General features: G+C 61.1%; 9 protein-coding genes. 1 reads left to right on the top strand and 8 read right to left on the bottom strand.

Features of this window, described 5'->3' with window-relative positions:
- Positions 1–106: 106 nt before the first annotated feature.
- Entirely contained in the window at positions 107–973 is an 867-nt protein-coding gene (locus B195_RS11155) for a hypothetical protein (protein ID WP_003445253.1), read from the bottom strand.
- A 131-nt stretch (positions 974–1,104) separates the two neighbouring features.
- Here B195_RS11155 and B195_RS11150 point away from each other — a divergent pair, with 131 nt between their 5' ends.
- The gene (locus B195_RS11150; RefSeq protein ID WP_003445252.1) at positions 1,105–1,983 is read left to right on the top strand and encodes a LysR family transcriptional regulator; all 879 of its coding nucleotides are present in this window, start codon (positions 1,105–1,107) and stop codon (positions 1,981–1,983) included.
- A 108-nt stretch (positions 1,984–2,091) separates the two neighbouring features.
- Here B195_RS11150 and B195_RS11145 read toward each other — a convergent pair whose 3' ends face one another.
- The 7 genes from B195_RS11145 to B195_RS11115 form a co-directional block, all read right to left on the bottom strand.
- Positions 2,092–4,308, bottom strand: a complete 2,217-nt coding sequence (locus B195_RS11145) for a TonB-dependent siderophore receptor (protein WP_003445251.1) — start codon at positions 4,306–4,308, stop codon at positions 2,092–2,094.
- Positions 4,309–4,423: 115 nt separating this feature from the next.
- The gene (locus B195_RS11140; protein ID WP_003445250.1) at positions 4,424–5,407 is read right to left on the bottom strand and encodes a siderophore ABC transporter substrate-binding protein; all 984 of its coding nucleotides are present in this window, start codon (positions 5,405–5,407) and stop codon (positions 4,424–4,426) included.
- An 11-nt stretch (positions 5,408–5,418) separates the two neighbouring features.
- A complete protein-coding gene (locus B195_RS11135; protein WP_003445248.1) occupies positions 5,419–6,180 on the bottom strand; it encodes an ABC transporter ATP-binding protein in 762 nt (253 codons plus the stop codon).
- Positions 6,177–7,124, bottom strand: coding sequence for an iron chelate uptake ABC transporter family permease subunit (locus B195_RS11130; RefSeq protein WP_003445246.1), 948 nt, complete (start codon positions 7,122–7,124; stop codon positions 6,177–6,179). Before B195_RS11130 ends, B195_RS11135 begins: the two co-directional genes overlap by 4 nt.
- Positions 7,124–8,065, bottom strand: coding sequence for an ABC transporter permease (locus B195_RS11125; RefSeq protein WP_003445243.1), 942 nt, complete (start codon positions 8,063–8,065; stop codon positions 7,124–7,126). Before B195_RS11125 ends, B195_RS11130 begins: the two co-directional genes overlap by 1 nt.
- On the bottom strand, positions 8,065–9,831 hold the full coding sequence (locus B195_RS11120; RefSeq protein ID WP_003445241.1) for an ABC transporter ATP-binding protein: 1,767 nt from the start codon (positions 9,829–9,831) through the stop codon (positions 8,065–8,067). The genes B195_RS11125 and B195_RS11120 overlap by 1 nt, the downstream gene beginning before the upstream one ends.
- Complete coding sequence (locus tag B195_RS11115; protein WP_003445239.1) at positions 9,825–11,612, bottom strand: ABC transporter ATP-binding protein; 1,788 nt, start codon at positions 11,610–11,612, stop codon at positions 9,825–9,827. Before B195_RS11115 ends, B195_RS11120 begins: the two co-directional genes overlap by 7 nt.
- Positions 11,613–11,802 lie beyond the last annotated feature (190 nt).

Below are 11,802 nucleotides of genomic sequence, written 5' to 3'. Positions count from 1 at the left end.
AAATATTCCGGTCGGTGGCGAGGGCCAAGGCAGGACCGGCATCAGAATGAGTGAATCCTTGATTATTGTTATACGGTCTGTTCTGAGTGCAGCTACCAGCGTTGTATCAGCCAAGGCTGCGCTTGTGGCGCAAGACCCTGGCGAAAAAGTCCTGGGCAGCCGGCATGGCCTTGATGCCCTGGTGGGCCACATTGGGTAGCAGGTCGAAATGCACCTGCACCCCGGCGGCTTCAAAACTTTGCTTCAAGGCCGCCAGGCGTTCCGGACGAGTACGTCCGGCGGAGTTGGCGCCGGCCATGTAGTGTTTGCCGCCTTCGCGGTGGGTGATCTCCCAGGTTTCAAGGTCGGAATCGCCCACCACCATGTGCACCGGCAGTTGCTGCAAGGCTTGCAGGTTCAGCGGTTTACCGAAGCGCGCGGCGAAGTCCCGCACCCCGACCCACCAGTCCTGGTCGGCATCCAGCAAGGTGACAGAACCCGGCGCGCCAATAGATGCCGCCCAGAGTTTTTCGGGGTGCAGATAGCAGAAGCGATGGCTGAATTGCCCGCCGCCGGAATAACCGAACAGGGCGAAGGTCTCAAAGCGGCGACCGTAACGTTTGCCGACGCTGGCGATCATGTCGAGCAAGACCTTGTCGTAGCGAATATCGCCTTCGACCATCTGCTTGTAACCGTCCCCATTGTCGTCACCCAGCACGCCGACCGGAAACAGCGGCGACAGAATCACGCAATCGTTCCAGCGACCAAATTCCGCGAAGCCATTGCGGTAGATTTCCATCGCCCGGGTAGAACCGTGCAGCGAGACCACCAGGTCAACCGGCCGGGTGCTGTCTTCGATGGCCTCGGGCACATACAGGGTGTAGGCAAAACGGCTGTCCTGCTGGTGCGAGTAAACCGTGGTTGCACCGAGGTGATAGACGTTTTTGGCAGCGCGCAAGGCCGCGTCGAGGGTGTTGTTATCAGGATTGCTCATGGGGAAAGTTCGCCGAATCAGTTCGGACTTGAGTATTGTTCGGCGGCTATAAAAAGAAAAACTAATTTAACTTTATCAATAGTAAACATTATCTTTACTATTAATCCCCTGCCCTCGCTACAGGTCTGCCCATGAGCAACATGCGTTTTTTCAAGACGTTTATCGCCGTCGCCGAGTACGGCAGCTTCGCTGCCGCCGCCGACCGCGTGGCCCTTACCAACGCCGCCGTTGGCCAGCAAATGCGTGCCCTCGAAGAGGAGATGCGCAGGCCGTTGTTCGACCGCAGCCAGCGACAGATCAAGTTGAGCCGCGATGGCGTGTTGCTGCTGCCCAAAGCCAAGCGCTTACTGGAGGACTACGAGCAGATGATCGCCGAAGCCCCTGACGGTCTGGCCATGGAGGGCGAAGTGTCCATTGGCGGCATTACCTCCGGTATGGGCCTGCTCGCCAATTGCCTGGTGCAACTGAAAAAGCTGCACCCGCGGATATCGGTCAACCTGATGACCGCCCGCTCCGATGAAGTGGTCAACCTGGTGCATGCCGCCAAGCTCGACGCCGCCTTGCTGATCGAAACCGCGCGGCAGAATTTCGATGGCTTGAGCTGGACCCTGCTCTACAACGAACCCATCGTCATGCTTGCCAACGCTACACAAACCGCCGGCATCAACGACGCCGTGGAACTGCTCAGAACCCAGCCGTTTATTCGCTACGACAGGTCCACGGCAGTGGGCCGCAAAGTGCAGTCGATCATCAAGAGCGAATCCATCGAGCCGTTGGAGATTCTGGAACTCAACTCGATCATTGGCATCGCTGACCTGGTTCGCCAGCAAGTCGGTGTGGCAATCGTGCCGTTGCTGAAGAACTTTGACTGGGACAAAGACCCTTGCCTGCGGGTGCTGCCGTTGCCGGGCGACCTGGCGGTACGCCGGGTGGGGATATTGGAGCAAGGCACCAAAAGTGCGATTACCGGGGAGATTCGCAAGTTGCTGATGCAGGCGGTGGCGAAGTGAGCTTTTTGCAGCTTTGCCGGTAGCGTCAGGCGTATCGGCTCGAGTCCGATCGCTGTTGAAGCGGACTCTGGCGGCGGATGCCGCCAGAGGTTTTGCTCCGCCTGTCAGTTAGAAGTCCACCGACGCGGAGAGCTCAAAGGTACGTGGCGCCCCCAGGCCCAGGCTGGACAACAACGGCGTGCCCCAGTAGGCCTTGTCGGTCAGGTTGGTGACACTGGCGCGCAACGTCACCGGGCGACTGGCTACGCGGGTGGCATAGCGTGTGCCCAGGTCAAAGATCGTATAGCCAGGTATCGATTGCGTGTTGTCGTCGCTGATGTACTGCTTTGACACTGATGTCGCATTGGCGGTCAGGGTTAAACCGTCGAGTACCGGTGTGTCCCATTCCACGCCCAGCTTTCCTTGCAGCTTGGGCAAGCCGGTGGCCGTCTTGCCCTGGTTGACGCCGCCCTCGGTCTTGGTGATTTTCGGGTCCACATGAGCCACGCCCCCCATCAGGCGCACATTGTCCAGCGGTGAGCCGAAGAATCCCCACTCGACACCCCGGTTACGCTGTTCGCCACCAAACGAAAAGATATTGCTGTTCGGGTCCAGATAGCTGCTGGGACGCTTGATTTCATACAGGCTGAGGGTGTGGGTGAAGTCACCGAGATCGACCTTGAGCCCGACCTCTTTTTGCTTGGACTTGTAGGGCGCGAATACATCTCCCGCATTCGCGGCCGTCATCGGTGCGGTCGCCCCCTGGCTCAGGCCTTCGATGTAGTTGGCATACAAAGACACATGCTCGCTGAGTTTGACCAGCAACGCCGCCGCAGGCGTGGTGGCCTCTTCGTCATAACGGTCTGTGCGCGCCCCGGTAGTCACACTGAAACTGTCGGTGAGCACTTGCTGACGGCGCACGCCAAGGGTCAGTTGCACCTGTTCCTCCAGAACCGACAGCGTATCCGCCACGCCGTAGCTGGTCAGACGGCTTTCGTTATGGGCAATGTAGGGAAAATCGGTGGGCGCAGCCGGGCCCCAGACCGGGTTGTAGATATTGGTCACCCAGTCTGCACCCGGCACCGAGCGGCGCCCGAAGTCCTTTTGGGTATCGCCGTAGTGCGTGGCATTCAAGGACCATTGATGCTTGATGGCCGCCGTCTGGAAGTGGCCCTTCAAGCCAACCTCCCCCGAGGTCTTCTCGAGTTCCATTTTCAACTGGCCCATGCTGGTCCTGAAGTCGCCCGCATCGTTAAACACAGTGGCCAGCATCGTGCCGCTGTAGGTGTAGCGGGTCCTGCTGGCGCCGTAGGCCGCATAAGCCATCAGGCTGTCAGTCAGGTCGTACTCACCGCGCACTATCGCCCCCCGGTCTTTAGTCTGCACATACGCCCAGTCGGGGTTCAGCAGAGTGTCGGCCTTGGGCGGTTTGGGCACTGCCACGCCGGAGGCCAGGTTGATCCCCCGGTTCTGCCCGCGAATACGGTCTTCACTTTCATACAGGTCGGCGGAGAGGCGAGCACGCTCGCCACGCCAGTCCAGGCCCAGCGACGTCAGTTCGGCCTTCTGCTCCTGGTGATTGATCGCTCCGTCGCCATCACGGTAAACACCGTTGAAACGGATGCCGAACTGCTGGTCCTCGCCAAACCGCCGGCCCACATCCAGATGCCCGCCAAACTGGGCATCCGACATGTAGGTGCCGGTCAGCCGCGTCAACGGTTCATCGCCAGCACGCTTGGGTACCAGGTTGACGCTGCCGCCTACCGAGCCGCCGGGCGGCATGCCATTAAGCAATGCAGACGGGCCTTTGAGCACCTCGATGCGCTCGTACATTTCCGGCGAAATCCGGTAGTACGGCGCGACGCCATACAAACCACCGATGGTCACGTCGCTGATGTCACTGGCGAAGCCACGGATGGAGTAGTTCTCACTGAAGGTGCCGGTCAGGCCGTTGCTGAACACTGAAGGATCAGTGGCAGCAATCACCTGAGTGATGTTTTGCGCCTGACGGTCGGCGATGTACTTCTCCGTGTAGCTGACGGTGCTGAACGGCGTTTCCATGAAGTCCTTGTTACCCAGCAGGCCGACACGGCTGCCGTACGCCACCTGCCCGCCGGCATAGGTGGGCGGCAGCCCGGAAGGCAATAGCATTTCGCCCTCCACCAGGGTGGCGGGCAGCGTGGAGACACCCTCTTCTTCACTGGTCGTGCTCTGGGCATAAGCCGGCAAGCCGGTTGCGGCCAGGGTCAGGCCCAGTAGTACACCCTGTACGGCGGCGGCAGTGCGATTCAAGGCAAAGACTGCGCGTGGTGGCGCAATGCGGGTTTGAAAGTGGCGTTTACGCACGCTATGACTCCGTTCAATTGAGAAGGTATTTGTTGTGTTGAATCTGAATCTAAAGAATGGTTTTAATGAGAATCGATAACCATCAAAGGCGTAAGCGGCTACGGCCTGGCCCCCTTTAGCGCTGATAGCCCTTTTCGACGTCGTCGATGATCAATTTCAGTGAGGTCGGACTGGCCCCGGTCACGTACCAGGCCTGGGCATCGACAAAGATCACCCGCCCGTTTTTCCAGGCCTTGGTCTGGCGCAGCAGCGGGTTATCCATGCTTCGGGCATCCATCACCGGTCGACGCTCCATCACTGCCGTGCGGTCGACGACGAAGATGATGTCGGGGTTGGCCTGCAGGATGAATTCGCTGGAAATCGGCTGGCCATGCAGGCCGGTTTCGGCATTCGGGCCGGCCGGCTTCACCCCCAGGGCACTGAAGATGAAGCCGTAGCGCGACTGCACGCCGAAGGAGTTGAAGGCGCCATTGTTGTGCAAAACCACCAATGCTTTGTCGGGGCGCCCCGCAGTTATACGCCTGACCTCCTCGACCCGGGTGTCCAGTTCGTTGACCTTCTGCCGGGCGAGCGCCTGCCGGGCGAAGACGTCTCCCAACGTCATCAGGTGCTCCCTGATGACGTCGATGTGGCGCGCCTGGCTATCGCGATAGTCGACATCGAAATGAAGGGTCGGGGCCATCTCGCTCAATTCCTCAAAGCGATTGGCCTGCAGCGATGTAATCAGTATCAGATCAGGCCGGGCGCCATGAACGCGTTCCAGATTGGGCTGCACGATCGAGCCCACGTCCTCGACGCTCGCTGCATCCTTGTAGCGGGCAAGAAAATGCGGGACGAAATCCTTTGGCATCGCCGCCACAGGTACCCCCAACTGGTCGAGAAAATCGACCTCGTTCATGTCCAGGGCGACCACCCGTTGTGGCGCATGGTCGATCCGGGTCGTGCCCAGTTGGTGTTGCACTGTGACAGGGGTGTAAGCCGCCGCTGATGATTGTGGGGATGGTGCTTGGGCGGACTTTTCATTACATGCACAGAGTGCGGCAGTCACGGCGATCAGCAAGGCCGACGCCCACCTGCGGTGTGTGTGATGGCTGGACATGGGGGATCTCTTTATGGGTTGAAGTAGTTGCACAGGCGCCCGCGCTGACCCTGTGTGATATCGAAAGCCAGACCGTAGAGTTCACCCAGGCGCGCCTCGGTAATCACCTCGGCAACACTGCCGGCGCAATACACCGCACCCTCCTTCATCGCAACGATGTGGTCGGAATAGCTGGCGGCAAAATTGATGTCATGCACCACCAGGATGACGGTGCGCCCTTGCTCATCGCACAGGCGGCGCAGCGCACGCATGATCTGCACGGCGTGCTTGATATCGAGGTTGTTCAGCGGCTCATCCAGCAACAGATAGTCCGTCTGCTGGGCGATGGTCATCGCCAGAAAGGCCATTTGCCGTTGCCCGCCGCTGAGTTCGTCGAGGTAGGCATGGCGCATGGGTTCCAGGGACAGGAACGCAATGGCCTCGTCGATCACCCGCTGGTCTTCGCGGGTCAACGCACCACGGCTGTAGGGAAAGCGCCCGAACGCGACCAGCTCCTCCACCGTCAGGCGCAGGTTGAAGTCCGGCGCCTGACGCAGGGTCGCAACCCGCCTGGCGTATTCACCTATATCAATGCCTGCAACCGGGCGGCCCTCGATGCGCACTTCACCACGGCCAGGCGCCGTCAGCCGCGCAATCAGCAGCAGCAGCGTGGTCTTGCCCGCGCCATTCGGGCCAATAAGCGAAGTCAGGCTCCGGGCCGGAAAACAGGCATCTACGCCCTTCAGTACGGCCTTGGCGCCATAGGCCTTGTGGATGTCGTGGACAGTGATCATGGGGCTCCTCGGGTACGAACCATCAGCACCAGGAAATAGCCGCCGCAGACCAGATTGACCAGAATGCCGACGGTGGTTTTGTAGTTGAAAACATGCTCGACCAGCAGTTGCGCGGTGATGAACATGCCGGTGGCTATCGCGCCCCCCAGTGGCAGCGTGACGCGGTGCCTGAAGGTGCGTGCCAGGGCATAGGTGATGTTCGCCACGAACACCCCCATAAAAGCCGTGGGCCCGAGCAGGCTGGTGGACACAGCGACCAGGATCGCGATCAGCGCGAGATGCAGGCGTACATTGCGCCGATAGTCGACCCCCAGAGAAACGGCCTGGTCGCGTCCCAGAGAAAGCACATCGAGGGTCGGCAAGGTCTTGCGTCCCAGCAGGCAAACCGCCCCCACCAGCAGTCCCGAAAAGAGCAACTGCAAGGGTTGGGCCCGGTTGAAAGAGGCCTGGCTGAAGCCCTGCAGGATCGAGAACTCGCCAGGGCTGACCTTGAGCTGGACAAACTGGGTAAAGGTGCTGATCAACAGGGTCAGTACAAACCCCACCAGCAGCAGGAAATACACGTTGCTCTTGCCATCGCGGAACAACCAGCGATGGATGCCCCACGAATAGCCGAGCATCAGCAGCACCGAGAGCACAAAGTTGCCGTTGACCCCGAGCAGCACCAGGCTGGCGCTGCCCATAAATAGAATCAGCAAGGCCTGCCACAGCAAGTAGACAGCCTCATAGCCCATGATCGCCGGCGTCAGTATCCGGTTGCCGGTAAGGGTCTGGAATGTGATCGACGACCAGGCAATAGCTGCTCCGCCGATCAGCATGGCCGTCAGCCGCGCGATCCGCTTGGGGATCACATAGTCAAAGTCCAGGCCCGAGTGCAGGAACACGAAGATGAGTGCCAGCGTCACCACCACAATCCATACCGCGTGCCGGGGTTGCAGGCGCATCATCTGTACCTCCGGATGATCAACGCGAGGAACAGCACCCCGCCCACGCTGCCCGCGGTCAGGCCGATAGGCACCTCGAACGGGTAGATCAGCAGCCGCCCGAGGATGTCGCAGACCAGCAGCAGGCACGCGCCGCCCAGCGCAACGATGGGCAGCGTGCGCCTGAGGTTGTCGCCATAACGCAGCGCCACCAGATTGGGAATGACCAGCCCGACAAAGGGGATCGAACCGACGGTGATGACAGTGGCCGATACGGTGACGGCCACCAGCAGCAAGCCCAGCGCCACCCAGGCCAGATAGTTGAGACCCAGACTCGTGGCCATGCCCTCCCCCATGCCCAACAGGGTGAAACGCCGGGCATACAGGTAGGTCAACCCGACAATCGGCAAGATCAGGTAGATGATTTCGTAACTGCCCTGCACGACCCGGGAAAAGTCCCCCAGCAGCCAGCCCTGCATGCTTTGCATGATGTTGTTGCGATAGGCGTAGAACTCGGCAATGGCGCTCAGCACGCCGCCATACATCAGGCCGATAACCGGAACCAGTACCGAGCCCTTGAACTGGATGCGCCGTATGATCAGGACAAAAATCAGACCCGCGGCGAAGCTCAACAGCAACGCGAACAGCATTCGGGCCGGGGCACCCGCGCCAGGGGCGAGCACCAGCGACATCAGGATACCGAGCCTGGCCGCGTCCAGTCCGCCCGTGGTACCGGGTTCGACGAACTTGTTACGCACAATGTGCTGCAGGATCACCCCGCACACAGCCAGGCCAACCCCCGTCAGCACCAGCGCCGCCAGGCGTGGCAGGCGGCTGGCCGTCAGTGTCAGCCAGGCATCGCCCGACAACGACAACAACTGCCCCCACTCCAGCTGTCGAGCCCCGACCAGCAGTGACGCCCCGCACAAGATGGCAAACCACCATAGCCAGCGTGCGGTCATCAGGCTTGCTCGCTGTTGGACGGCACGGCGATCCGCCAGCCTCTGGCAGCCCGACGCTGTTCCAGAAAATGCGCATAACGCCCGCCACTGGCGCGCAATGCCGCAGGCGTGCCCTGCTCGACCAGTTGGCCTTTGTCGAGCACCACAATCTGGTCTGCCATCGACACCGTAGATAGCTGGTGGGCAATCACCACCACCGTGTGTCGACCGCGCAGACTGGAGAGCGTCCGGGCAATTACTGACTGATTCTGCGCATCCAGGGCGGCGGTGGCCTCGTCCACCAGCAGAATGGGCGCATTCTTGATCAGCGCACGGGCAATGGTGATGCGCTGGCGTTCGCCACCCGACAGCCTTGCACCGCCCTCGCCGACCGGTGTGTCGATGCCCAGGGGCAAACGTTCGATAAGGTCACCCAGACCGGCCTGCTGTGCAGCGTCGAGGATTTCACCAAAACTGGCAGCCGGACTGCCGATGCGGATGTTGTCGGCAATGCTGCCCTGAAACAGATAGGTGTCCTGGAAAATCTGACTGATCCGGGCGGACAGTTGTGAACTGGACATCTGTCGCACGTCCACGCCGCCGATCAGTACGCTGCCCTGGGTTGCATCGAAGAACCGCGCGATCAAACGCACCAGGGTGGTCTTGCCAGAGCCCGAAGCGCCCACCAATGCGGTCATGCTGCCGGGCTCGATGCGCAGGCTGATGCCACTCAGCACATCCGGCTGATCATGGGCATAACGCAGGCTCACCTGGCGAAACTCGACAGAATTGTCCGCCGGGGCCAATGGCTGATCCGGCTCCGGCAAGGGCTCGACCGCGAAAATGCTCTGCACCTCTGCAAGCTGGCCGTACGCCCCCCGCAGGATCTCGGCATAGCTGGCCACCTCCAGCAGCGGATCGATGAAGCGGCTGGTCAATAACAACGCGACAACCACCGCAATCACCGTACCGCTTTGCTGTGCGATGTCCTGATTCGCGTTGAGCCACAGGGCTGCGGCGATCAGCAGGGCCGCGAAAACGGCCTGCACCACCCAGGCGTTGAGCACCACCGAAAGAGTGGACTGATAGATCAGGCGCATGCCGGAGCGGCGCTGCTGGTCAAGGGCCTGTTCCAGAAGTTGCGTACTGGCGCCCTCGCCATTGAAGGCGCGCAGTACCGACTGGGCCTGGGCAAACTCGACCATGCGCTGGCTGGCGTCGGCAAAATGGTGCTGGTACGTACGGTCGGCGCGTTGTCCCAGGCGAGCGGTCAACCACAATGCCACGCACAGAACGGGCAGGCCGAGCAACGCAATCAGGCCCAGCGACCAGTGCAGTAAAAATAGTGCGACCACAACCACCAGCGGCGTCACGGCGCCGCTGATCACTGGGGTTAATACATGCGCCGGCAACTGAGCTACCGCCATCATGCCCTGGGTAATCACATGCCCGAGGCGACTGGTGTTTTGCGCGGTAAACCAGCCCACGGGCAGGCGCGCGACATGCTCGCCGATGCGCTGCCGCGCCCCCTGCAGTATGGCCACGCCGACTGCCACCCCCGCCCTGTCCAGCTGGAGCCGCCACGCCCAGCAAATGGCCACGCCGGCCAGCATCAGGCCGAGCCACAGCGCAGCCCCTCGCACATCCCCGGCCAGCAAGTGATCCAGCACCGGCACCAGAGTGGTGAGGGTCAAGCCGCTTAGCAGGCCATGTAACACTGCCATCCAGACGTAGCGGTGCAAGACCGGCGCATCTTTATCCAGTAGTTGAACAAGGGGATTCAGCATGACGACACCGCCAGATCTGCAGATTGTGAATAGCCACCCTGCGCCCACAAGTGGGCATAGAGCCCCTTGCCTGCGAGCAGTTCTTCATGGCGGCCCTGTTCATGAACAATGCCGTTGTCGAGCACGATGATCTGGTCGGCAAGCATGATGCTGTCGAGCCGGTGGGCAATGACCAGCAGGGTTCGGCCGCGGGCAAAGCGCGACAACGCTTCCTGGATTGCGACTTCGCTTTCAGCGTCGGCTGCTGCCGTGGGTTCGTCGAGCACCAGAACGGGGGGATCGAGCAGCACGGCGCGGGCGATGCTCACACGCTGCTGCTCGCCGCCGGAAAACTGCGCATCTTCACCGATCACCGAGTCATAGCCGCGGGGTAAATCCAGAATGCGCTGGTGGATGTTGGCGATGCGCGCGGCGTCCTCGATCTGTTGCTGGCTGGCCGATGGTCTGCCCAGCGCAATGTTGTCGCGCACGCTGGCATGGATCAGGCGCACCTCCTGCAAGACAAAACCGATATGCCGGTAGAGGTTGCAGGTTTCAATCTCGCGCAGATCCACCCCGCCCAGAGTGATGCGCCCTTGCGTGGGGTCGAAGAAGCGCAGCAGCAGCCGCGCCAGGGTCGACTTGCCGGAGCCCGAGCGCCCGACGATGGCTGTGGTGGTGCCGGGCTTGAGCGTGAAGCTGACATCGGCCAGTACCTGGCGTGCGCTGTCATAGCCGTAGCTGACACCTTCGAAGCGGATCTCGTTTCCCTTTGGCGACTGCTGCAGGCCGGGGGCCGGTTGCTCCAGCACGGGGGTATCCAGCAGGGCCTGAACACGCCGGGCAGCACCGGCTGCGTGGTTAAGGTCATGGGTGATGTAGTGCAGCAACAGCAGCGGCCCGCACAGCCCCGGCGTCACCAGGGCAAACGGCAGCACATCCGGCGCCGCGATCCAGCCCAGGCCCACGAACACCGTACCGGACACCAGCACTACGCCGAGAACCGTAACCGGGGCAATCATCGCGTTGGCATTGGCCATCGGAGCCACCAGAGGCCGGGTGAATCCGATAAAGGCCAGGGCGAAGGCATCAATTGCTTCGCGGTAGCTGCTGTGTGCCCTGGTACCGGTACTGAATGACTTGACCACCGCGATGCCGTTGACGAACTCGACCACCGAGTTATCGATGCGCCCCATACCGGCGGTGAACGCCTGCATGTTGGTCTGGCTGGCCTTCATCGCCCGGGCAAAAAACAGGAAGAATCCGGGGAACGGCAGGATCGAGACAATGGCCATGCGCCAGTCCATGGTGAACAGGTAGATCAGCGAGATCAGAACCGCGCCGGCCGCACGCCCCGATGTCGTGAAGAAATGCGCGGTAAGGCTGTGCAATGTGTTGATGTCGTCCTGCATCGCCTGCTTGACCTCGCCCGACGCCCGACTGGTGAACCAGCCCAGGGGCACGCTGCTGAGTCGCTGCACAAGCGCCCGGCGAAGGTGATGGGTAATGCGGTTGTCCGCCAGGTGGGCGAGCAGTTCTGCGCCGGATATCAGCAGCATCCCGGCGCACAGGCTGGCCACTCCTGCAATCAGCGCCCACCACACCTGTGCCGGCTCAAGCCCGTTATCAGACAACGCCATTTTGCCGATATGGGCGATACCGGCCAGCGGCACCAGCGTGAGCATCGCGCCCGCTGCCGCGAGCAGGCCGGCAACGATCAGGCGTCCACGCACAGGATGCAGTATCTGGCTGATCGGGCCGCGCACCCTGGTTTTGGCCGGGGCCGTGTCATGAGTGTCCATAGAGTTCAAATGTCCGGAAATTCAGAAGAGAGGGATGGTTCACGCCTGCCTTGGGGGGAATGTAAGGAGCGCTTGATCACATGAAACGGCCTCCTGAATCAGAAACTTAATTAGTTGCATGACTATAAACTAATTTGCGAAATGCTGGCAAGACAGCTACAAGACTGTCACCACCGTTCAAGGATCCGTC

The organism is Pseudomonas sp. Lz4W, from assembly GCF_000346225.2.
GTDB classification, from domain to species: domain Bacteria; phylum Pseudomonadota; class Gammaproteobacteria; order Pseudomonadales; family Pseudomonadaceae; genus Aquipseudomonas; species Aquipseudomonas paraversuta.
This window is presented reverse-complemented; position numbering and strand designations above follow the sequence as displayed.